Here is a 22,408-nt window from a genome sequence, read left to right on the forward strand (position 1 = left end):
TTTCCGGCAAAACGAAACCCAAATTCAGGCGAAAATCTTAAATTAAATCAAAGCGTTCCGCGTTCTTCACGGACGACGAGTTACGGCTTCAGGCGCGGACTTCGATCTCGGAGGCGCCTACCGCGGGCAGAGCTGGGTCATCGACGGCAGCGGCAATGACGCTATCGAGCAGCCCCGGAAAGCGGGCATCGAGATCGTCGCGGCGCAGCGTGATCAGCCGGCTGGTGCCGACCACCTCGGTGCGGGTGACACCGGCCTCGCGCAATTTGGCCAGATGGTAGCTGAGGTTGGTCTTCGAACCGAGATCGAGGAACTGGCTGCAATTCAGCGGCACGCCTTCCTTGCTGGCGAGATAGCGCACAATGGCCAGCCGGGTGGGATCGCCGAGCACGGCAAGAACGTTCGACAGGCTGATTTGGTCGGCGGCGGGGTGGGGCAGTGTCATGCCGGAGAACTAAGCGCAATCAGGACCGATTTCAACGCATCTCCTCCTTGGCGGATGCACGCAGTTTCTACCTCCTGCCACCTTGTCCTGACATAGAGCTGTCAGGAGAGTTCCGCTATTCTCGGGTGGCTTCATTGACACCATGCCCCATTATGTACAATTGTTCAATAACTTTTGAACTAAGGATTTGCCGCTATGGACAAGCGCCTCATCTGGCTTGCGCTCGGGTCTTTCACGATCGCGACCGAAGGTTTCGTCATTTCAAGCCTGTTGCCCGACATCGCGGCCGATGCCGCCATCTCCGTTCCACTCGCCGGCGCGCTGATCACCGCCTTTGCGCTCGCCTATGCGCTCGGCACGCCGATCCTGGCGACGCTGACCGGCGAATGGGACCGGCGGCGCGTCATCTTATGGACACTGGTGTTTTTCGTGCTGGGCAATCTGGCGGCGGCGCTGAGTTCCTCTTTCGAATTGCTGCTGATCGCGCGCATCGTCATGGCGCTGTCGTCCGGCCTGTTTGCGGCGACGGCGCAGGGGACGGCCGTGGCGCTTGTCGATGATCATCACCGCGCCCGCGCCATTGCCGTCGTTGTCGGCGGCACTACGGTGGCGGTGGCGGTCGGCGCACCGCTCGGCGCGCTTGTCGCGACCGTTGCCGGCTGGCGCGGCACGTTCTTTGCCATCGCCGGGCTCGGCGCACTGGCCGGCGCAATCCTGTGGTACCGGCTGCCGCGCGGCATTGTCGGCACCAAGCTGCCGCTCAGGCAGCGGCTGGCCGCAATCCTTCGCCCCGGCGTGCCATCGATCCTGCTGACCACGCTGCTGGCGCTCACCGGCGCCTTCACGGTCTTTGCCTTTGTCGCGCCGCTAGCCATCGAAGGCGGCGGCTTGAGCCCGATCGCGCTGCCCGGCATGCTGCTTGCCTTCGGCGTCGGCGCCGTTATCGGCAACATCGCCGGCGGGCAGGCTGCCGATCGCTTCGGCGCGACGCGCACCGTCAGCTGGTCGCTGGCGCTGAGTGCGGTCATGCTGGTCATGCTTTCGGTCATCCCGGCCTTCCTGCCGCACAGCATCGCCGGGCCGGCGCTGATGGCCATGATGGTGCCGTGGGGCATCGTCGGCTGGGCCTTCCCTCCGGCGCAGGCCAGCCGCATCATCAGGCTGGCGCCCGACGCCGCGCCCATCGTGCTGTCGCTCAACGGGTCGGCGCTCTATCTCGGCGTGGCGCTGGGCGCCGTCGTCGGTGGCGCGGTGCTGCGCTATGGCGCGCCAGCCGATCTCGGCCTGGTCGCAGCAGTGTTCCCGATCCTGGGTCTTGGCGTCATGCTGGCCAGCCACCGGGCGGCGCGGGCGATTGCCATGCCGGCGGAGTAAGTGTGGCTACCGCCGGCCGTCCGAGACCTCAGGGGCGCTGCCGGCGGTATACCAAAATCCAGCGCGGCGATGTCATCCAGCGCCGCGCGCAGGCTTGCCGCCTGCTCCTTGTCGACTATGTCTTCGAAACGCTGCTGGGCTACGCCGCCTGAACATCAGCATCTATGCTGGCTGCCACATCGGAATGATCGAGGCGGCCAGCAGCAGCCCAAGCACGGCGTTGAGCACGCGCCACTGCCGCTCGGTTCTGAGCAACCGCGCGAGCAGCGTGCCCGCCACGCACCACGCCGACAGTGACAGCGCGGCTGCCAGGCCGAAGACCGTGCCGAGCAGAAAGGCGAGCTGCAGCGGTCCGTTGGCGAGGGCGGTAAAGGATGCCGCCGCTCCCAGACCCATGGCCCAACCCTTGGGGTTCATCCATTGCAGGCCCGCGCCACCGAAAAAGCTGTTCGGCTTGGACATGGACACGTCCAGATTGGGTGGACCGCTGCGGCCGATCTTCCATGCGAGCCAGATCAGATAGAGTGATCCGGCTATCTTCATCGCCAGCTGCAGGGACGGAGCGGCTGCCAACAGGCCGGCGAGCCCGGCCGCACCTGCCGCAGCCACCGTGGCTAGGCCGGCCGCACTGCCGGCCATCAGCGGAACCGAGCGGCGAAAGCCGAACTGTGCCCCGGACGCTGTCGACAAGGTCGTGGCCATGCCGGGCGTGGAGGTCGAGACCAGCGCAAACAGGACGAGCGGAAGGATGGCCTCAAGCATGCTGTTTCCTCTGTTGGGAACCAGCATGCTAAGCATGAGCGTGCATCAGTAAATGCAATGTTTGTCATGGTTGGCATTAGAGAATATAATGCAACTATGATCCGCAATCTCGACACGGCCCTGATCCGGACCTTCGTCACCGTCGCCGACACGGCCAGCATGACGGCGGCGGCGAACGCGCTGCACCTGACGCAGGGCGCCGTCAGCCAGCAGATCAAGCGGCTGGAGGAGGTTCTCGGCTGCAGCCTCTTCGAGCGCGACCGGCGCGGCCTGAGACTGACCCGTTCCGGGGAGCGACTGTTCGGTAAGGGCAAGCGCCTGCTCTCCCTGAATGACGAGATCTGGGCCGAGATGGCGATCAGCGCGGTCGCGGGTGAGGTGCGGCTCGGCGTGCCGTATGATCTGGTTGGCACCATGCTTGCGCCGGTGCTGAAGACCTATGCTGAGACCTTTCCGCAGGTCGAGATTTCGCTGGTCTGCGCCTCGTCGCCGGAGCTTGCGGCGGCATTGGCAGCTGGCACGATAGACCTTGCCGTAATCGAGGAACCGGTCGGTCCGTCCGCCGGCGAATGTCTCGCCATCGACCGGCTGGTCTGGGTCGGCGCCAAAGGCGGCATAGCCCGCCGCAAGCGGCCCTTGCCGGTTTCGATGGTGGCCGACACCTGTGCCTTCCGCCCTGCGGTGCTGGCGGCGCTCAACGAGCACGGGCTGGAATGGCGGACCGTGTTCGAGAACGGCAACCTCGACGCGACGACGGCGACTGTGCGTTCGGATCTGGCCGTCACGACCTGGCTGGCCTCCACGGTGCCGGCCGACCTTGATATTCTGGCCGCCGATCCGGAGCTGCCGGCCTTGCCAAATTTCTCGATCAATTTGCATCTGCCGAAGCATGGGGTCGGGCCGGCGGCGCGGGAATTTGCCGCGTGTATCCGCGACGGACTGGCCCGGCGGCAACAGGCGGCGTGATCGGCAAAATAGCAAGGGGACAGCCGGTGCTCGGCCATCCCTGTTGTTAACGCGGTGCGCGCTTGTGCGGTCGTCTATTTCCAGGTTCGGCGTCTCTCGATCTCGGCTTCGGACGGCTGTTCCTGGGCGAAGGATCCAGTCTTGATCTCACCGGCGCGTTGGTAGGTCGCCATAATGACGCCGGTGGTCGATGCCTGTGAGCGGTTCAGCTTGAAAGCCGCCGGGATTGCGCCGCTGCCAAACAGCCGCTTGCCCTTGCCCAGCACCAGCGGGAAGGTCAGCAGGCTGATCTCATCGATAAGGTCGTTGGCGAGCAAGGTCTGGATCAGCTCGCTCGAACCCTGGACGAGCAGGTCGGGGCCGTCCTCCTGCTTGAGCTGGCGCAGTGCGGCCACGACGTCGTCGCCCAGCGACTGGCTGTTTTGCCACGACAGCCTATCGGGCCGGTGGGTGGCCACATATTTGGTGGCGGCGTTGAAGCTGTCGGCGATCGGACCGCTCTTCTGGTACGGCCAATGCGCGGCGAAGATGTCGTAGGTCTTGCGGCCGAGGAGCAGCGCGAAGGGTTTTGCGAAGATCTCACCGATAAAGGCGCCCCCGACGTCGTCCCAGTAATGGAACGTCCAGCCACCGAATTCGAAGCAACCGACCGGGTCTTCTTCCGGCCCGCCAGGCGCCTGCATGACGCCGTCGAGGCTGACGAATGTCGCAGTGATGATCTTCCTCATTGGATTCTCCCTTTTCATTATCCGTGCCGTCGGTGCCGGATTTCGGCCAAAGGACGTGCGAGCGGACGTCTGTCCGACAGGGCCGGAAAAAACTTCCAGCGCTCCAGCCGGCGACGGGCAAGCATCGGATGCCTCGCCTCGGCGACGTCATTGCGACCGCCTGCCGCCAACATCTTGCGACGAGAACCAGACGTCGCCGATGACGGCAATGGCGGTGCGGTCCGGTGCCTTGTCGGCCGTCAGCCAGATCGAGCGGCTGCGTGCCGCCTTGTCGCGATTGGGGAATTTCGTTGCGGGTGTTGCTGCCGAGGCACCGATGCAAGGGATGAACCATGACCGCATGAACGGGTCGCAGGCAAAACCCTGTTGGGTGCGGGTCACCATCACCGCAAGGCCAACGCGCTCGGCCGGGCGCCACGGAAAGACCATGCGGGCGCCCGGCTTCAGCGCCTTCAGCCACTCGGCCGGGGGTGCTGCGACGCCGGCATTGACATAGATGATGTCGGACGGTGGCAGGCTGCCGATGACCGCATCGCCATGGATGACGGTCACATTGCCATAGGCTTCGAGATTCTTTCTCGCGCGGTCGGCGAGACTGGATTCCAGTTCGAAGGCGGCGACTTCGCCCGGCGAAACCAGCTGTGCCAGCAGAGCTGTGTAGTAGCCGGTGCCGGCGCCGACATGGGTAACCGTCTCGCCGGGTTTTGGCGCCACTTTGCCGATCCACATGGCGTGCAGGAACGGCTCGCCATTGTTGATGCCCTTGTCGGCGTCGAGCGACACCAGCACGTTCTGATAGACGTGAACAGGATCGGCACTCGGCGTTTCAACCTTGCCGTTGCCGGCGACGACCGTCCACGGCCCAGGCCCGAGAAAGGCTTCGCGCGACACCGCGGCGAAAGCTGCTTCGAGACGTGGATCGGCCCAACCTGCATTGGCAGCCATCAGTCGCGCATAAAAGCGGCGCACATCGGCGAGATCGGTCATGGCATCAAGATAGCGCAGACTGCCGATTTGTCGCGTCGATGCCGAGGGCATCGAGCACCATGTCGGCGCCGAGACGCTAGAAGCGTTTCGCAACGCAATGATGGCGACACGCTAAGTCTACCGCCATTGCCGACAGTCCTGCCGGAACCGCCGCGTTGCCGCTGCGTTTGAGATCGTGCCACGCGATTGGAGCGAGACCGAGGAGGATACCATGGGCGTTGAACAGGCACCGACAGCGAAGGGCAAGCAAGCGGCCAAGGGATTGAAGCAGGCTGCGGCGAAGGACGAACGCAAGACCGAAGCGGATACTGGACGCCCGCTCAAGAAGGGTGAGGCCCGCTTCGAGGAGCGCTCGAAGAGCTCGGACGGCAAGAGCGCGGGTACCAAGCAGAAGATCTGAGCGTAACGCCAAGTACGGACCAAAAAAGGCGCCGGCAGGCTTCTCAGCCGCGGGTGTCGTGCATCGATCCACCCCAGAGCCGGCGGCCCTTCATGCGAAAAATACTGTGACTTGGCGCAACCATTGAGATAATTGTTTGTTGGGTCGGATCGGGCCATGAGATCGGCAGGTTACCGATACGCGCGTCGCGGAGAGTTGCCATGCTCTGGAAGGGTCGTCGTCAAAGTGACAATGTCGAGGACCGACGCGGCCAGGGCGGCGGGTTCAACCTGCCGGGCGGCGGCCCCGGTCGGTTCCGCATCCCGGTCGGCGGCCGCTCCGGCGGTGGGATGTCGCTGTCGACCATCATCATTCTCGTGATCCTCTATTTCGGGCTGAAGGCCATTGGCATCGACCCTCTGCAGATCCTGGCCGGCGGCGGTGGCGGCTTGCTGCCGGGCGGCGATCAGATCACCGACAACAGCGGAGAACAGGGCGGTGGCACCGGCGCGCCGGCCTCCGACGAGATGAAGCAGTTCGTCTCGACGGTGCTGGCCGAGACCGAGGAGACCTGGACCGGCCTTTTCAAGGCCGAGGGCCTCACCTACGAAGACCCCAAACTGGTTCTGTTCAGCGGGCAAATCCGTTCGGCTTGCGGCTTCGCCTCTTCCGCGGCCGGCCCGTTTTACTGCCCCGGCGACCGCAAGGTCTATCTCGACACCACTTTCTTCCAGCAACTCGACCAGCAATTCGGCGCCTCGGGCGATTTCGCCCAGGCCTATGTGATCGCGCATGAGGTCGGTCACCATGTGCAGAACATCACCGGTATCCTGCCCAAGTTCAATCAGATGCGGCAGCAAATGGGCGAGGCCGAGGCCAACCACATGTCGGTGCAGGTCGAGCTTCAGGCCGATTGCTTCGCCGGCGTCTGGGCGCATTTCACCGGGCAGAAGGGAATCCTGGAGCAGGGCGACATGGACGAGGCGCTGAACGCCGCCCAGCAGATCGGCGACGACACGATGCAGAAGAAGATGCAGGGCTATGTCGTGCCGGAAAGCTTCAATCATGGCACCTCGCAGCAGCGGCAGACCTGGCTGGCGCGCGGCTACAGGAGCGGCAAGCTTTCGGACTGCGACACGTTCAAAACTCCGATCTGAGGTGCTCGGACCTTCCTGTCGAATGACCGTTGAAGCGCCGGCGGTTATGCAGGGTTGTGGCCGCATTCATGTCGACAGTTGATGTCAGGATAAAAATTCCTGGCGTGTTCCCTTATTGTTCTGAGCGGCTGACTCGCCTATAACGAGCCCTTTCGCCTTCGCTCCGAGGCGGCTCCGGGAGTCGATACCGTCATGATCGAAGCCAAAACCGCCAGGCGGGGTCTTGCGCTTGTTTTCACCACGCTGCTGCTCGACATCACCGGCATCGGCATCATCATGCCGGTGCTGCCGGCCTATCTGCAGGAGCTGACTGGCGTCGGCGTCAGCGAAGCGGCAATCGAAGGCGGCTGGCTGTTCTTCGTCTACGCGGCCATGCAGTTCCTGTTCGCGCCGCTGGTCGGCAATCTCAGCGACCGCTTTGGCCGGCGCCCGATCCTGCTGGCCTCGGTGCTGACCTTCGCCATCGACAATCTGATCTGCGCGGTGGCCTGGTCGTATTCGGTCCTGTTCATCGGCCGGGTGCTGGCCGGCATCAGCGGCGCCAGCTATTCGACTGCCTCCGCCTTCATCGCTGATGTCAGCACCGACAAGAACAGGGCGAAGAATTTCGGCCTGCTTGGCATCGCCTTCGGTGTCGGTTTCATCATCGGCCCGGTGCTGGGCGGGTTGCTTGGCGAGTTCGGGCCGCGGGTGCCGTTCTGGGGCGCGGCGGTGCTTGCTCTCATCAACTTCATCGTTGGCTGGTTCTTCCTGCCGGAAACCCTGGAGCAGCACCACCGTCGGCGATTCGAGTGGCGCCGCGCCAATCCTCTCGGCGCCCTGAAGCAGATGCGCAACTATCATGGCATCGGCTGGATCGGGCTGGTGTTCTTCCTGATGACGCTCGGCCACATGATGTACCCTGCCGTGTGGTCGTTCGTCGGCAGCTATCGCTACGGCTGGAGCGAACAGCAGATCGGCTTCTCGCTCGGCGTCTTCGGCCTCGGCGGCGCACTGGTGATGGGTTTTGTCCTGCCGCGCGTCATTCCACGGCTCGGCGAATGGCGGACCGCTGCCATCGGCCTTGCTTTTACCGCGCTCGCCGCCTTCGGCTATGCCGCGGCATGGAAGGGCTGGATGATCTATGCGGTGATCGTGGCGACCTGCCTCGAGGCGCTGGCCGACCCGCCGCTGCGGAGCCTGGCGGCGGCCAAGGTGCCGCCCTCCGCGCAAGGCGAATTGCAGGGTGCGATGACGAGCGTGTTTTCGATCACCAGCATCATCACGCCGTTGCTTTATACGGGAATCTTCGCCTGGTTCACCGGGCCAAGCGCGCCGGTGGCGTTCGGCGGCGCGCCCTTCGTGCTCGGCGGTATCTTTCTCACTCTGTCGCTGATCGCATTCGTGCTCAGGGTCGAAAGGCCAGTCGCGGTGAAAGACGTCACGACGGCGACGGTGGCCTAAGGGCCATGCTCACTAGGATTCAATCCATTCGCCCGGAATATCCAGTGCCTTCGCCAGCATCGCGCTGGTCTGCGCCGATGGCTTACGGCGATTGGATTCAAGATCCGACAGAAAACCCTGGCTGACACCGACCGTGGTCGCCAATTCGGCCTGCGTCAGGCGCCGCCAGTTGCGCAGCGCCTTGAGCCGGCTGGAGCCCCGCAGAATTTCCATGGTCACATCCGCAGGCAGGGGTTTTTCCGTTTTGAGACTAGCCTTTCGCTCGTCGTAAATCGCCACATCCGCAGCGTCTTCAAGAGCCTCTTCGGCCGCATGCAACAGAGCCTCGTAGTCCGCCTTTGGGATAACGACCAGCTCTTCTCCGGTTGGCGTCTTTATGATTTGCGGGGCGTTCATGGTGTCCTGTCCTGCTATGACCGACGGTAGGTTGTCGTTTTGCGTTTGCCGATATAGATCGCGAGGATCGTCGTGCGGTCTTCATCGAATATGACGCGGTAGCGACCGATCCGCAGTCTGTAGCCGTCCCTGCCAGCAAGGCGCTTGATATCTCCCCGCCCGCTGACGGCATAGGAGATCAGGCCTTCGGCGATCTGCTCGCGGACATCGGCCGGCAGGTTGTCGAGATCGCGAGCCGCCGACACCGAGAGGATGATCGTCTTCACGGTGATGATATCGCAGATTTATCGCGGAAAGTTAAGCGATATTATTGCCAAGGCTTCTCGCGTACAGATAGTCAGCGCTCTGCCAGCACCGGCTCGCCGCGCTTTTCGCGGATGAGGTTGACGAAGCGGCGGAACAGATAGTGCGAATCCTGCGGGCCGGGCGAGGCTTCGGGATGATGCTGGACCGAGAACACCGGCCTTCCTGTCAGCGTGATGCCGCAGTTCGAGCCGTCGAACAGCGAGACATGGGTTTCTTCGACGCCCGTGGGCAACGAGTCGGCATCGACGGCAAAGCCGTGGTTCATCGAGACGATCTCGACCTTGCCGGTGGTGTGATCCTTGACCGGATGGTTGGCGCCGTGATGGCCCTGATGCATTTTGGCGGTCTTGCCGCCCAGCGCCAGCGCCAGCATCTGATGGCCGAGGCAGATGCCGAAGACCGGAATGTCGGTCTTCAGCAGGTCCTGGATGACCGGAACGGCATAGTCGCCGGTGGCTTCCGGGTCGCCGGGACCGTTGGAAAGAAAGATGCCGTCGGGCCGCATGGCGAGGATCTCCACGGCGCCGGTGTTGGCCGGCACTACGGTGACCTTGGCGCCGAGACCGGCAAGCAGGCGCAATATGTTGCGCTTGACGCCGTAGTCGATGGCGACGACGTGCATGGACGGATCGATCTGTTCGCCAAAGCCCTCGTCCCAGACCCAGGGCGTCTCGCGCCAGACCGAGGACTGGCCGGAAGTGACGTCCTTGGCCAGGTCAAGCCCGATCAAGCCGGACCAGGCGGCGGCGCGGCGCTTCAGATCATCGATGTCGAACATGCGGTCGGGCGCATGCGCGATGACGGCGTTGGGCATGCCCTTTTCACGGATCAGCGCGGTCAGCGCACGGGTGTCGATGCCCGAAAGCGCGACGATGCCGCGTTTCTTCAGCCATTGGTCGAGACCAGCTGCGGCGCGATAGCTGGACGGGTTGGTGACATCGGCCTTGAACACGGCGCCGACGGCGCCGGCGCGGGCAACCGGATTGAGATCCTCGATGTCCTCGTCATTGGTGCCGATATTGCCGATATGCGGAAAGGTGAAGGTGACGATCTGGCCGGCGTAGGACGGGTCGGTGAGGATTTCCTGATAGCCTGTCAGCGCGGTGTTGAAGCAAACCTCGGCGACGGCGGAGCCGGTGGCGCCAAGGCCGCGGCCCTCGATGACGGTGCCGTCGGCCAGCACCAGCAAGGCGGTCGGCTTCTCGGTGGCCCAAGGGGGGGTCGACGCGGCGGTCATCGTTGCCATGGCGGCACTCCTAAAAGGCTGCGCCCTTCAATCGGTCCGGCGAACCATTGTGCGCAGCAAACCGCGCGCAGCGGCGATTTCGCAGCCAGCGCGCGCAACAAAAATTCAGTTCATGCAAGGCCCAGTACATAGGGGAAGGCGCCAGAGCGGTCAATGACGCTACGCCCGCAGGCGCGATTTATTTCGTCGAACAATATCAGCAGTTTGCCGGGCGGCGTCGAATTGCCTTGGGGTTTCGGCACGGCTATTGTTCGTCGCATTCGAAGGAGAAAGCATCATGCGCGGCAAAATCGCCGAATCCCTGAAGAGCGCGATGAAGGCGCAGGACAAGCGCCGGCTGCCGACATTGCGGCTGATCCAGGCGGCCATTCACGATCGCGACATCGCCAATCGCGGCGCCGGCAAAGAACCGGCCAGCGATGACGAGATCCTGCAGATCCTGGCCAAGATGGTAAAGCAGCGCGAGGAGTCGGCCAAGGCTTTCGACGACGGCAAGCGGCCGGAGCTTGCCGCGCAGGAGCGCGACGAGATGGCCATCATCCGCGATTTCCTGCCGACGCAACTGGGTCAGGCAGAAACCGAAACGGCGATCCGCGCCGCCATCGCCGAGACCGGTGCCAGCGGCGTCAAGGACATGGGCAAGGTGATGGCTGCACTCAAGGAGAAATACGCGGGCCAGATGGATTTCTCCAAGGCGAGCGGCATCGTCAAGGGACTGCTGCAGTAGGGATTTTCCCGGCTGCAGCGATGCTCAAGGCCGTGAAGGAGGCGGCCGCAAGGAGCAGCGCTGGCCGGTTGTTGATGATCCTCAAGCGCCCTTTGGTTTCTGAGAGCGGGCGGTAGCTCGCCCCGACATGTTCAGTGCCACGGCGCCGCGAATGAGCGCCTTCAACGCCTCTTCATCGATCTTGTCGCCCTCATGGATATCGATAGCGCGCCTGGTGTTGCCTTCGAGGCTGGAGTTGAAGAGGCCTGAAGGATCCTCCAGCGAGGCGCCCTTGGCGAAGGTCATCTTGACGACATTCTTGTACGTCTCACCGGTGCAGATTATTCCGGCGTGCTCCCACACCGGAACCCCTCTCCACTTCCACTCCTCGACCACTTCGGGATCGGCCTGCTTGATGAGGGTTCTGACCCGAGCGAGCATCTCGCCCCGCCAATCGCTCAGCTCGTTGATTCTCGCATCTATCAACTGAGAGGGAGTGTCTCCTCCTGCTCCTTCCATCGAGCCGCTCTTCTTCATGGCTGTTGTCGCTTTGGTCATGATTGGTCCCAGTGGCTTTGAGAACGTTCGGCGTCCGGCGTCTCACGACGGCATCAATGCGGCAAGCCGTTTGCCCTTCCGGCGCGGGCGACAAACTCTCGACGTCGAGGAGGAACCTTCCTCCCTCCAGACCCGTTTTGCAACGAGGATCATACGAAAATGGAGCTTCGATTTTGGCGGCGCGTCTGTTGAACATTATCGGCGCCGCCACCAGCGCCGGCGCCTATTCGCCGGGGCAGGAACGAGCCCCCGCGGCGTTTCGGCGACATGGGCTCGCAGAAGCGCTCGCGAGCCGAGGCAGAGCCGTCAGGGACCATGGCGATGTTGCATCGTTCCGGTGGCGGCCGGATCCCTCGCGGCCGCAGGCCATGAACCTGGAGGCCGTGCGCGGGGCCTGTGACTTGGTCGCAAGCCACGTGGCGACGGCGATTGCAGCGCAGGAAGACGTGCTCGTCTTAGGCGGCGATTGTACTGTGGAGCTGGGAACGGTCGCTGGAGCGAACGCGGCCGGCGCGCGGATCGGACTCGTCTACATAGACTTTGACGCCGATCTCAACACACCTGACACGAGCGACGGCGCCTTGGACTGGACTGGTGTCGCTCATCTGCTCGACATCCCGGGACGCGAGCCTTCGCTCGCCGGGCTCGGCCCAACCCGTCCGATGCTCGTGCCTCAGCAGCTCCTCTATTTCGGCGTCGAGAATATCACTCCGCCCGAAGCCGCCGCCATCAGAGATAATGCGGTCAAGGTTATATCGCGTGAGGAGGCTTTGAGTGATATCGAGGCGGCGGCGGCGCGCGCGGCCGAATGGGCGGCGCGCTTTGACTGCGTGCTTATTCACTTCGATGTCGATGTGCTCTCCTTTATCGATTTCCCGATTGCTGAGAATGTGCGCCGTTGCGACGGTCTCAAACTGGAGCAAGCCGCCTTCGTGCTAAAGCAGTTGACCGCCCTGCAGCAATGGCGCGGCCTGACCGTCACAGAAGTTAATCCGGCCCATGCGCCAGACGAGCCCACCGCGTTTGCACGCTTGAATGAGGTTCTTGCGGACGCCCTTGGCTAATTCGCGATGCATCTCACAGTCGTTCGCCTGGCAATTGGCTGGCTTGCTTCACCCAAGCGGCGAACTGAGCTTCGTCGAGCTGGTCCTCATAAATATCGAGATAGCGCACTTCCTTGTGCTTGGACTCGCCGAGAGGAAGAGGACGCAGCGACGTGCCTCGGAAGAAGGTCACTTTGACGTAGCGGGTGAAGACGTGGAGCGACAGGAACCAGCCCTGGCCTTCGATGCCGTAAAACGGCGAGTTCCATTTGACTGCCTTGTGCACGCCCGGCACGGTGCGCTCGATGATCGCGTCGAGACGGCGCCCGATGTCGCTTTTCCAGCCCGGCATGGCCGCGATGTAGGCCTGCACGGGAGCGTCGCCTTCGGCCTTCGCGATCTGGGGGTTGCCGCCTGCGAGGAGGGTCGGCTTCGCGGCCTTGCCGGACTGCGGCTTCGGCGTCGCCTTGCGCGGTTTGGTCGCCTTCGTAGCGGCCCGCTCGGCGACGGCCTTCGCCGATTTCTCGGACGTGTTGCCGGCCATTGGGTTCACTCCAAGTGGTAGTGTGTAGTCGATGATATCTGATTTTAGAAAGCCGTCCCTGAAGATCAACTTCCGAATCCTGTTGATCTCCGCCCAGACCCGTAAATCTCGCCCCGCAGAAGGTGGTGCTGGCCAATGGCGGACGGCTCGTCGGGCGTTTCTTCGAGGATGCTGCCTATGGCGGCGCCGAAAGCCTACGCCAGATCGATTTGTAGAGTCTGCTGTCTACTCGGCTGCAGCCGGTAGCGGTGGCGTCGTGTTGCGGCGCCACTCCCAGACATGCGAGGCAAGCGCGACCGCCACGGCGACCAGCATGGCTATGGCGCCAACCACCGGCAGGCTGCGATAGCCATAACCGGCATTGAGCATGGCAGCGCCGAGCGAGGCGGCCAGCGCGATGCCGACATTGAAGCCGGCCGGGATGAGCGATGAGGCGAGGTTGGAGGCATCCGCCGTCCAGGTCAGGATCCGGGTCTGGATCGGCGTGCCGATGGCAAAGCTGAGACCGCCCCAGATAGTGATCGCTACGACCATCGGCACCGGGTACGGGCTGACGGCGTAAATGACGGCAAGTGTCACCGCCTGCATGAAAAGCATGGTGATGAGCGACGGCATCAGTTTCCAGTCGGCGAGCCGCCCGCCAAGGAAGACGCCGATCGTCGCGCCGACACCGTTGAGCAGGAGCACCCAGGGCACGAGGCTCTTGTCGAGGCCGGTGATTTCAAGCAGCGTCGGTGTGATGTAGGTGAAGAGGCCGAACTGGCCGATCATCAGCATCAGCATGAGGATCAGCGACGTCCAGACCTGCTGGCGTGCGAGCACGCGAACCTCGCTGCCTAAACTGACGGACTGGCGCGACGATCCCGTCTTGCGCGGCAGCAGCACGGTCATGGCAGCGATGGACGCCACTCCAAGCGCGCACATCACCCAGAACGTCGCGCGCCAACCCCATATGTTGCCGATCGCCGTGCCGGCCGGCACGCCGATGACATTGGAGACCGTGAGGCCCGACAGGATGAGCGCCACGGCCATTCCACGCTGGTCGTGGCGGACCAGGCCGACCGCGACCACCATCGCGACGCCGAAATAGGCGCCGTGCGCCACGGCCACCGCAATCCGCAGCAGCAACATGGAGGCGAAGTCGGGTGCAAGGGCGCAGGCGGCCTGGCCGATGGTGAAGGCTGCGGCAAGGCCAACCAGCAAGGCCTTGCGGGAAATCGTCTTGGTGGCGAGCGTCAACAGCGGTCCGCCGATCGCGATCCCACCGGCGTAGCCGGAGACGAGGTAGCCGGCAGTTGGGATGGAGACGCCGAGGCCATCGGCAACTTGCGGCAGCACGCCGGCGATGACGAATTCGGTGGTGCCGAATGCGAACGCAGCGATGAACAGGGCGATAAGGGGAAGCATGGCGCTGGGAGGCGATCCTTGAATGAGATGGCCTCAAATCACGAACGAGAGCCGCGGGCAATCCAGAAATTGTCGACGCCGCTTTAGGTTTTCTTGATCGGTTCAGGCAGGCTCCGGCCGCATCCGGCAAGCGCTAGATGGTCGTCTTCCTCCCATAGGGAATTTTCAGCCACGCCCGCTCGTGAAAATAATAGAGCAGCGACTTGGTGATGACTTCGGTCAGGCCGATGGCCGCAGCGAGCTTGATGCTGCCTGTCACGACGAGCGAAATGATCATCGTGTCGATGGTGCCGGTGACGCGCCAGGAAAGCGCCTTGGCGAAACTGCGCGAGTGGGTATCCATTTACTTTTCTCCCGGCGGATTGACCGATCCTTAGAGCGCTTTGCGTTTGGTGGAGCCAAAACCGCGCCCCACGTCTTTGTTGAGGCATTCTGTCGGACGCCAAATGAAGGCGTCTGGCTGCAAAATGCTCTAGCCGACAGACGGGAGGTTGAGCAAAGGCTAATTTTCGCGGCTGGCTCGAAGCAATTGCCGCGCTGATGGTCGGGCAATTGGCTTCCGCCTGCAGGCCCAGTCTATCCCGCCTTCAGCCGCGAACCGGTGAGCAGGCCGCGTTCCTCGAGCACGGGATAGGCCATCGAGGCGAGCAGTGAGTTGATCTGCTTCAGGTCGCGGATGGTGTCGAGATGGATGGAACTGGTCTCGACGCTCTTGGCGGTGCCGTCGCGCAGCCGCACGAAATGGCTGGCGCTGGTCTCCTTCTCGCGGTCGCGCAGCCGATCCTTTTCGAGCACCAGCTGGCGGGCGGTCTCCGGATCGCGCGAGACCAGCACGTTGAAGGCAAGCCGTGCGTTGGCGAGCACCGAGGCGTGGAAGGCGCTAAGCTCGCGCCAGCCCTCGGGCGTGAACTCCAGCCCGCGCTCGAGCTTCTTTCTGACATGCACCAGCATGTTGCGCACGATGATGTCGCCGACCTGTTCGAGCTTGACGCAGGCGCCGATCAACTCCTGGCAGCGCAGCGCCTCGTCCTCGCTCAGCGGGTTCCTGGTCACCTTGGCCAGGTAGAGCTTTATCGACGCATGTTTCTTGTCGACGCGGTCGTCGAGCGCGGCCAGCGCCTTGATCTTGTCGGCGTCGGCGCTCTCATAGAGCTCGATGATGCGCTTCAGCATGATCTCGACCGTCTCGCAGACCCGCACCACCTCGCGGGTGGCGTTGGCCAGCGCCTGGCTCGGCACGTCCAGGGCGCTGTCGTTGAGCGCGGAAAGCTCGACGACGTCGAGCGCATCGGCCGGCGCCGGTTTGGTGCCGAGCGCCACGATCTTTTCCGAAACGCGGTAGACGAGGCCGGCCAGTGGCAGGCCGGCAACCAGGATCAGGATGTTGAACAGAACATGCGCGTTGACGATCTGGTCGGGCACGGTGGCGCCGATAAAGGCGACCGGCGGCTTCAACCACATAAACAGGATCAGCATGGCCAGAGAGCCCATGCCGCGCATCAGGAGATTGCCGATCGGTACGACACGCACACCCGGGTCTGCGTTGCGGGTGAGCAGCGGTGCGATGATCGACGAGCCCAGATTGACGCCGAGCACCAGCACGATGCCAAGTTCGGGCGGGATGAAGCCGCGACCGGCCAGCGTCACCATCAGCAGCACCGCGGCGATCGAGGAATGAAACAGCCAGGTGACCAGCGCCGCCAGGAGATAGGCGGTGACCGGGTCGCTGGAAAAGTAATCGACGATGACCGGCATCAGCGTGCTCTGGCGCAGCGGCTCCGATGCCTGGCCGATCATCTCCAGCGACAATACCAGCAGGCCGATGCCGACCAGGATACGGCCGAACTGGCGCCAATCGCGCCGCTCGGTGGCCATGAACATGACAGTGCCGGCGACAAGACAGATCGGCACCAGCAGCGACAGGTCGAAGGTGAGCAGCTTGACCACCAGCGCCGAGCCGATCTCGGCGCCGCGCACGGCAAGCTGGCCCGATATGCCGCTGACAATGCCGGCGCCGGCGAAGGAGCCGACCAGCAAGGTAACGGCGGTGGAACTTTGCAGCGCGATCGCCAGGCCGCAGCCGGCCAGAACCGCCATGAAAGGATTGCGCATGGTGGCGCGCAGCTTGTGGCGCAGCACATCGCCGTAGGCGCGCTCGACGCCGGTCTTCACCAACCGGGTGGCAAACAGCATCAGCGCCACCGCGCCGGCAAGATGCAGCAAAACGACTGAACCGCTCATATCAGGCTCGCAGCCTGACAGGCGCCAGCGATACGGTCACCGTGACGGCAAAGGAGCAAAAGAGGGAGCGAATCAAGGGCATTACAAAGATCGATGCTACTCCGATTAATTTTAGCCGGATAATAAATTTTGCCCAATTCGGCCGGCTGTTGGTGCGCGACAGGGCGTGTCGGAAATGGATGGATCGCAAAATGGTTGCATTGCCGGCCGGCTTCCGGATGACCGCGCAGTCAGTGCAGGCGACACCTTCAGATCCGGTTTGAGTGGAGTGTTGAATTAGTTATTATAAATATATGAAATCATTACAAAAACGTAATTCTCATGTTCAGTTTCGGTTCATTCTTCGGGCCCTATTGCTTGGGTATCGACAACCAAGGAGTACCCGTGATGAAACGCATCATTCTTTCCGCAGTCGCCGTCTCGATGCTGGCTGCCACGTCGCTGCAGGGCCAGGCCGCGCCGCTGAACGTAACGAACGCGCCGCAGTCGACCCACAGCCAGGTCGACTGGAAGAAGCCGGACAGGCACGTGAAGAAGCGCGTCGTGGTGAAGAAGAAAGTCATCGTGAAGGGGAACCATTGGCGCAACGGCCAGAAATATTCGAGCTGGAAGCGTCACCAGCCGATCCGCGACTATCGCCACTATGGCCTGCGTCGTCCGGGCCGTGGCCAGGAATGGATCCGCGTCGGCAACGACTATCTCTTGGTCAGCGTCGTCTCCGGCATCATCTTCGGCGCGATCGCCGCGCACTGACCGTCGCCGGAATAGGAAAGAAGGCGGCCCGCAACGGCCGCCTTCTTTTGCCCTGTGAAAACCGGGTATGGTCCGCATTAGGAGTCGTCGGGTTTCGCCGGCGTGATTATATGGAGGACAAACGAGCCGTTCCCGATGCGCTTTCCACCTGCCTTCCTCGACGAGATACGCGACCGCGTGCCGATTTCATCGGTGATCGGCCAGCGCGTGGCGTGGGACAGGAAGAAGACCAACGCGCCGCGCGGCGATTATTGGGCGTGCTGTCCCTTCCATGGCGAGAAGAGCCCGTCCTTCCATTGCGAGGACAAGAAGGGCCGCTACCATTGCTTCGGCTGCTCGGTTTCGGGCGACCACTTCAAATTCCTCACCGAACTCGACGGGATGAGCTTTCCCGAAGCAGTCGAGAAGATCGCCGACATGGCCGGCGTGCCGATGCCGGTGCGCGATGCCCAGGAGGAACGGCGCGAAAAGGAACGCGCCAGCCTGACCGAAATCATGGAAATGGCGACCGCCTTCTTCCAGGAGCGGCTGCAAGGGCCGGAAGGCGCAAAAGCCCGCGCCTATCTGCGCGACCGCGGGCTGACGCCGGCGACGCAGCAGTCGTTCCGGCTCGGCTATGCGCCCGACAGCCGCAATGCGCTGAAGGAGCATCTTGCCGCCAAGGGCGTTCCCAAGGCCGATATCGAGGCATGCGGGCTGGTGCGCCATGGCGACGACGTTCCGGTTTCCTACGATTGGTTCCGCGACCGCATCATGTTCCCGATCCCGGACTCCAGAGGCAAGATAATCGCCTTTGGCGGGCGGGCGCTGGCAGCCGATGCGCTCGCCAAATACATGAATTCGCCCGACACCGAGCTCTTCCACAAGGGCAACGTGCTCTATAATTTCGCCCGGGCGCGCCAAGCGCTGGCAAAGGGGGCGCTGGCCAAGGGCGGCACGGTCATCGCCGTCGAGGGCTATATGGACGTGATCGCGCTGGCGCAGGCCGGTTTCGAGAATGTGGTGGCGCCGCTCGGCACCGCGCTGACGGAAAATCAGCTCGAACTCCTGTGGCGGATGGCCGGCGAGCCGGTGCTGTGCTTCGATGGCGACCAGGCCGGACTGAAGGCGGCGTGGCGCGCCGCCGACATGGCGCTGCCGGCGGTCCAGGCAGGCCGCTCGGTGCGCTTTGCGCTTCTGCCCGAAGGCAAGGACCCCGACGATCTGGTCAAGGCCGATGGGCCGGACGCGTTTCGCGCCGTGCTTTCCGAGGCGCGGCCGCTCGCCGACCTTTTGTGGGTGCGCGAAACGGCCGGCGGCATCTTCGACACGCCGGAACGGCGGGCGGAACTGGAAAAGACGCTGCGCGAACTGACCAGCCGCATCCGCGACGAGAGCTTGCGCTATCACTACCAACAGGAAATGCGCGAGCGGGTGCTAAGCTTTTTCGGCACCCAGCGTGGCGCGCGCCAAGGCTATCCAGGGGGGCGTCAAGATGGCCGGCCCGGCGGGCGCTTTCAGGGCAAGGGCTCAGCTCCTGGCGGACAGTTCGCACGCGGCGGCAATGCCGGTGGACGCACCGCGATTACCGAAAGCCTTGGCCGCTCGGCGCTAGTCAAGCGCGGCGGCGAGGGGATGTCGGTGCGCGAGGCGACGATCATCGCAGCCCTTGTCAATCATCCGGCGCTGATCGACGAGAATTTCGCACATGTCGAGTTCCTCGACCTCGCCAACACCGATCTGAAGCGATTGCATGCGGCCATTCTCGATGCGATGGCGCATGACATGGCCAACGACCGCAACGCGGTGATCGCGACCATCGAACGGGCGGGCTGCGGCGAGATCTGGGCGCGCGTGGTGGCGCTGATCAAACGGGCGCGGCAATGGCCGGCGCTCGAAACAGCCGGACTTGACGATGCCCGCGACGCCTTCAGCCAGGCGCTCCACTTGCAGCGCAGCGCGCGCACCTTACATAAGGAGCTGAAACAGGCGGAAGCGGCGCTCGCCAGCGATCCCACGGACGAAAACTACCGGCATCTCGTCGAGATCCAGGCGCAATTTCGTGATGTGCAGGCAACGGAAGCGCTGATCGAAGGGTTCGGCGTGTCTTCGGGCAGGGCCGGGCGGGTGTAGGTCGAAGCTTACGAAAGAGTGAAAGTGCAGAACCGTGCTTGCGCGTCGAATCAGCCGCGGCGCTTTAAGTCGGGTAATTGATTCGCTTTTTTCATGCGAATCATGCGAGAGGCGCTTGACCTTCGGGCAGAATGACGGAATCAGGACGATTCGAAACGTTAACCCGTGCCGGCGTCGACGGGAAATGCAGCGATGTGAGGTACCGGTCACTGGACAGGCAGTCAGCCTGCCACAGATACCAGGGTTAATCTGGACTTAACGAGAGATGCAGTTACTGGCCCGGGGAAGCGCGTTCTAGAGCGAGCGCATCTGATTTAACCGGTACGGCAGCTTACGCGGCTTGATACTTGGCCGCTTGGAGAAAATAAAGAATGGCGACAAAAGAAAAGGAAGAGGTCGAGACCGAACGTGAAGGCGCCACCGATGGCCCTCTGCTCGACCTTTCCGACGATGCTGTCAAGAAGATGATCAAAGCCGCCAAGAAGCGCGGCTATGTCACCATGGACGAACTGAATTCGGTGCTGCCCTCGGAGGAAGTGACCTCCGAGCAGATCGAGGACACGATGGCCATGCTCTCCGACATGGGGATCAACGTGGTCGAGGACGACGAGCAGGGCGAGGAGCCCGAAGCCGCCGACGCGGCTGCCGACGCCGAGGAAGACGCCAACGAACTGGCCGAGCAGACCGGTACCGCCGTTGCCGCGACGACCACCAAGAAAGAGCCGACCGATCGCACCGACGATCCGGTTCGCATGTATCTGCGCGAAATGGGCTCGGTCGAGCTTCTGTCGCGCGAGGGCGAAATCGCGATTGCCAAGCGCATCGAGGCTGGCCGCGAGACGATGATCGCGGGCCTGTGCGAAAGCCCGCTGACCTTCCAGGCCATCATCATCTGGCGTGACGAGCTCAACGAATCGAAGATCCTCTTGCGCGAGATCATCGACCTCGAAGCGACCTATGCCGGACCGGAGGCCAAGCAGGCGCCGGTGGTCGAGCGGATCGAGGAAGCCAAGACCGAGGACAAGCCGCGCCGTTCGCGCGAGGACGAGGACGACATCACCAATGTCGGCGGCGACACGCGCGGTCTGACTGATGACGACGAGGAAGACGAGGACGAAGCCAGCCTGTCGCTGGCGGCGATGGAAGCGGAGCTGCGCCCGCAGGTGATGGAGACGCTCGACGTCATCGCCGACACCTACAAGAAGTTGCGCAAGCTGCAGGACCAGCAGGTCGAGAACCGGCTGGCTGCCGCCGGCACGCTGTCGCCCAGCCAGGACCGCCGGCTGAAGGAGCTGAAGGATCAGCTGATCAAGGCGGTGAAGTCGCTGTCCTTGAACACGGCGCGCATCGAGGCATTGGTCGAGCAGCTCTACGACATCAACAAGCGCCTGGTGCAGAACGAAGGCAAGCTGTTGCGGCTGGCCGAAAGCTATGGCGTGCGCCGCGAGGAATTCCTGAAGGAGTATCAGGGCTCGGAACTCGATCCCAACTGGACGCGCTCGATCGGCAATCTGACGTCGCGCGGCTGGAAGGAATTCACCAAGAACGAGAAGGACGCGATCCGCGACCTGCGCGCCGAGATCCAGAACCTCGCCACCGAAACGGCGATCTCGATCCTGGAATTCCGCAAGATCGTCAACCAGGTGCAGAAGGGCGAGCGCGAAGCCGCGATCGCCAAGAAGGAAATGGTGGAGGCCAATCTGCGCCTCGTCATTTCCATCGCCAAGAAGTACACCAATCGCGGCCTGCAGTTCCTCGATCTGATCCAGGAAGGCAATATCGGCCTGATGAAGGCGGTCGACAAATTCGAATACCGCCGCGGCTATAAGTTCTCGACCTATGCGACGTGGTGGATCCGGCAAGCGATCACCCGCTCGATCGCCGACCAGGCGCGCACCATCCGCATTCCGGTGCACATGATCGAGACGATCAACAAGATCGTGCGCACCTCGCGCCAGATGCTGCACGAGATCGGACGCGAGCCGACGCCGGAGGAACTGGCGGAAAAGCTCGCCATGCCGCTGGAAAAAGTGCGCAAGGTGCTGAAGATCGCCAAAGAGCCGATTTCGCTCGAAACGCCGGTCGGCGACGAGGAGGATTCGCATCTCGGCGATTTCATCGAGGACAAGATGGCGATTCTGCCGATCGACGCGGCGATCCAGGCCAATCTGCGCGAGACGACGACGCGGGTGCTTGCTTCGCTTACCCCGCGTGAAGAGCGCGTGCTCAGAATGCGCTTCGGCATCGGCATGAACACCGACCACACGCTGGAGGAGGTCGGCCAGCAGTTCTCGGTCACCCGCGAGCGCATCCGCCAGATCGAAGCCAAGGCGCTGCGCAAGCTCAAGCACCCGAGCCGCTCGCGCAAGCTGCGGAGCTTCCTCGACAGCTGATGCCGGGTAACGGATAGGCAATCTCTGAAGGGCGCTGCGCAGGCAGTGTGAGAATCGAAACGATCCCGCTGATTGGCGGGGTCATTTCGAGGATGCAGCCCTATGCGGATTGGGCTGATCTGAGATTGATGCTGCGGATGATGTCGTAGGCTAAAGCGCGTCGCGTTCGAACGGATTCATGCTACGCGCTTTAAGCTTTTGTTTTTATGCATGTCGTTATCGCAAAACCGCTGCGCACTTTTGCGCGACATGCATAGGGACCGAGAGGGCCATTTCGGTTCTGATTCCCCTGAGGCTTCTGATGAGGAACCGGCCGCCTGGCATCATTCGCTTTGTGGTTCCGGAAGCTCGGCGGCGCATTGTCGCTTTCGCCTCAGATTCGAATCGGCCACCCAGCAATCATTCATGCGTTGCAGCGCTTCCTCATGGATATGTCGTGAACCGCGGCATCGCTGAAAGTGG

22 protein-coding genes and 2 pseudogenes are annotated in these 22,408 nt (G+C 62.9%); 12 read left to right on the forward strand and 12 right to left on the reverse strand.

Annotated features, from left to right (window positions below; all coding sequences use genetic code 11):
- Positions 1–88: 88 nt before the first annotated feature.
- Positions 89–445 (reverse strand): ArsR/SmtB family transcription factor, encoded by a 357-nt coding sequence (locus AC0L3I_RS32415; protein ID WP_473489215.1) that lies wholly within the window; start codon positions 443–445, stop codon positions 89–91.
- 195 nt (positions 446–640) lie between these two features.
- Between AC0L3I_RS32415 and AC0L3I_RS32420 the strand changes: the two genes are divergently transcribed.
- A complete protein-coding gene (locus tag AC0L3I_RS32420; RefSeq protein WP_473489214.1) occupies positions 641–1,819 on the forward strand; it encodes an MFS transporter in 1,179 nt (392 codons plus the stop codon).
- Between the two features lie 162 nt (positions 1,820–1,981).
- Here AC0L3I_RS32420 and AC0L3I_RS32425 read toward each other — a convergent pair whose 3' ends face one another.
- Positions 1,982–2,581: a LysE family translocator gene (locus AC0L3I_RS32425; protein WP_473489213.1), complete on the reverse strand. Its 600-nt coding sequence runs from the start codon at positions 2,579–2,581 to the stop codon at positions 1,982–1,984.
- A gap of 96 nt (positions 2,582–2,677) precedes the next feature.
- On the opposite strand from AC0L3I_RS32425, the gene AC0L3I_RS32430 reads away from it, so the two are divergent.
- On the forward strand, positions 2,678–3,547 hold the full coding sequence (locus AC0L3I_RS32430) for a LysR family transcriptional regulator (RefSeq protein WP_473529636.1): 870 nt from the start codon (positions 2,678–2,680) through the stop codon (positions 3,545–3,547).
- A 74-nt stretch (positions 3,548–3,621) separates the two neighbouring features.
- Here AC0L3I_RS32430 and AC0L3I_RS32435 read toward each other — a convergent pair whose 3' ends face one another.
- Together AC0L3I_RS32435 and AC0L3I_RS32440 are read right to left on the reverse strand one after the other, a co-directional pair.
- Entirely contained in the window at positions 3,622–4,275 is a 654-nt protein-coding gene (locus AC0L3I_RS32435; protein WP_473529637.1) for a dihydrofolate reductase family protein, read from the reverse strand.
- Positions 4,276–4,422: 147 nt separating this feature from the next.
- Complete coding sequence (locus tag AC0L3I_RS32440) at positions 4,423–5,262, reverse strand: protein-L-isoaspartate O-methyltransferase family protein (RefSeq protein WP_473489210.1); 840 nt, start codon at positions 5,260–5,262, stop codon at positions 4,423–4,425.
- 31 nt (positions 5,263–5,293) lie between these two features.
- Between AC0L3I_RS32440 and AC0L3I_RS32445 the strand changes: the two are divergent.
- The 4 genes and pseudogenes from AC0L3I_RS32445 to AC0L3I_RS32460 all read left to right on the forward strand — a co-directional run.
- Positions 5,294–5,377, forward strand: a pseudogene (locus AC0L3I_RS32445) (manganese-binding transcriptional regulator MntR); the annotation flags it as partial.
- Positions 5,378–5,473: 96 nt separating this feature from the next.
- A complete protein-coding gene (locus AC0L3I_RS32450) occupies positions 5,474–5,662 on the forward strand; it encodes a hypothetical protein (RefSeq protein ID WP_123148374.1) in 189 nt (62 codons plus the stop codon).
- 200 nt (positions 5,663–5,862) lie between these two features.
- The gene (gene ypfJ, locus AC0L3I_RS32455) at positions 5,863–6,798 is read left to right on the forward strand and encodes a KPN_02809 family neutral zinc metallopeptidase (protein ID WP_473529638.1); all 936 of its coding nucleotides are present in this window, start codon (positions 5,863–5,865) and stop codon (positions 6,796–6,798) included.
- Positions 6,799–6,990: 192 nt separating this feature from the next.
- Positions 6,991–8,241, forward strand: coding sequence for a TCR/Tet family MFS transporter (locus AC0L3I_RS32460; protein WP_473529639.1), 1,251 nt, complete (start codon positions 6,991–6,993; stop codon positions 8,239–8,241).
- A gap of 12 nt (positions 8,242–8,253) precedes the next feature.
- On the opposite strand, the gene AC0L3I_RS32465 is transcribed toward AC0L3I_RS32460, so the two are convergent.
- The 3 genes from AC0L3I_RS32465 to carA all read right to left on the reverse strand — a co-directional run bounded on the left by AC0L3I_RS32465 (position 8,254) and on the right by carA (position 10,189).
- Positions 8,254–8,637, reverse strand: a complete 384-nt coding sequence (locus AC0L3I_RS32465) for a helix-turn-helix transcriptional regulator (protein ID WP_473489207.1) — start codon at positions 8,635–8,637, stop codon at positions 8,254–8,256.
- Positions 8,638–8,651: 14 nt separating this feature from the next.
- Positions 8,652–8,903: a type II toxin-antitoxin system RelE family toxin gene (locus AC0L3I_RS32470; protein ID WP_473489206.1), complete on the reverse strand. Its 252-nt coding sequence runs from the start codon at positions 8,901–8,903 to the stop codon at positions 8,652–8,654.
- A gap of 71 nt (positions 8,904–8,974) precedes the next feature.
- Complete coding sequence (carA, locus tag AC0L3I_RS32475; protein WP_473529640.1) at positions 8,975–10,189, reverse strand: glutamine-hydrolyzing carbamoyl-phosphate synthase small subunit; 1,215 nt, start codon at positions 10,187–10,189, stop codon at positions 8,975–8,977.
- 277 nt (positions 10,190–10,466) lie between these two features.
- Here carA and AC0L3I_RS32480 point away from each other — a divergent pair, with 277 nt between their 5' ends.
- Positions 10,467–10,916, forward strand: coding sequence for a GatB/YqeY domain-containing protein (locus AC0L3I_RS32480; RefSeq protein WP_292163708.1), 450 nt, complete (start codon positions 10,467–10,469; stop codon positions 10,914–10,916).
- Between the two features lie 81 nt (positions 10,917–10,997).
- Here the strand turns inward: AC0L3I_RS32480 and AC0L3I_RS32485 are convergent, their stop codons facing one another.
- Positions 10,998–11,453, reverse strand: a complete 456-nt coding sequence (locus AC0L3I_RS32485) for a DUF1801 domain-containing protein (RefSeq protein WP_473489204.1) — start codon at positions 11,451–11,453, stop codon at positions 10,998–11,000.
- Positions 11,454–11,626: 173 nt separating this feature from the next.
- On the opposite strand from AC0L3I_RS32485, the gene AC0L3I_RS32490 reads away from it, so the two are divergent.
- On the forward strand, positions 11,627–12,517 hold the full coding sequence (locus tag AC0L3I_RS32490; protein ID WP_473489203.1) for an arginase family protein: 891 nt from the start codon (positions 11,627–11,629) through the stop codon (positions 12,515–12,517).
- A gap of 13 nt (positions 12,518–12,530) precedes the next feature.
- Here the strand turns inward: AC0L3I_RS32490 and AC0L3I_RS32495 are convergent, their stop codons facing one another.
- Positions 12,531–13,040: a DUF1801 domain-containing protein gene (locus tag AC0L3I_RS32495; RefSeq protein ID WP_473529641.1), complete on the reverse strand. Its 510-nt coding sequence runs from the start codon at positions 13,038–13,040 to the stop codon at positions 12,531–12,533.
- Between the two features lie 95 nt (positions 13,041–13,135).
- Between AC0L3I_RS32495 and AC0L3I_RS32500 the strand changes: the two are divergent.
- Positions 13,136–13,255: pseudogene (locus AC0L3I_RS32500) on the forward strand (GNAT family N-acetyltransferase); the annotation flags it as partial.
- 10 nt (positions 13,256–13,265) lie between these two features.
- Here AC0L3I_RS32500 and AC0L3I_RS32505 read toward each other — a convergent pair.
- From AC0L3I_RS32505 to AC0L3I_RS32515, 3 genes are all read right to left on the reverse strand, one after another.
- Positions 13,266–14,447 carry an MFS transporter gene (locus AC0L3I_RS32505; protein ID WP_473529642.1) on the reverse strand — a complete coding sequence of 394 codons (1,182 nt, stop codon included), beginning with the start codon at positions 14,445–14,447 and terminating at the stop codon, positions 13,266–13,268.
- Between the two features lie 133 nt (positions 14,448–14,580).
- Entirely contained in the window at positions 14,581–14,790 is a 210-nt protein-coding gene (locus AC0L3I_RS32510; RefSeq protein WP_095491496.1) for a DUF2061 domain-containing protein, read from the reverse strand.
- Between the two features lie 233 nt (positions 14,791–15,023).
- Positions 15,024–16,688, reverse strand: coding sequence for a Na/Pi cotransporter family protein (locus tag AC0L3I_RS32515; RefSeq protein ID WP_473489200.1), 1,665 nt, complete (start codon positions 16,686–16,688; stop codon positions 15,024–15,026).
- 387 nt (positions 16,689–17,075) lie between these two features.
- Between AC0L3I_RS32515 and AC0L3I_RS32520 the strand changes: the two genes are divergently transcribed.
- From AC0L3I_RS32520 to rpoD, 3 genes are all read left to right on the forward strand, one after another.
- Positions 17,076–17,441, forward strand: a complete 366-nt coding sequence (locus AC0L3I_RS32520; protein WP_473529643.1) for an RcnB family protein — start codon at positions 17,076–17,078, stop codon at positions 17,439–17,441.
- A 135-nt stretch (positions 17,442–17,576) separates the two neighbouring features.
- Positions 17,577–19,553 carry a DNA primase gene (dnaG, locus tag AC0L3I_RS32525; RefSeq protein ID WP_473489198.1) on the forward strand — a complete coding sequence of 659 codons (1,977 nt, stop codon included), beginning with the start codon at positions 17,577–17,579 and terminating at the stop codon, positions 19,551–19,553.
- Between the two features lie 371 nt (positions 19,554–19,924).
- A complete protein-coding gene (gene rpoD / locus AC0L3I_RS32530; RefSeq protein WP_029350162.1) occupies positions 19,925–21,946 on the forward strand; it encodes an RNA polymerase sigma factor RpoD in 2,022 nt (673 codons plus the stop codon).
- The last annotated feature ends 462 nt before the right edge of the window (positions 21,947–22,408 follow it).

Source organism: Mesorhizobium sp. WSM4840, from assembly GCF_055811755.1.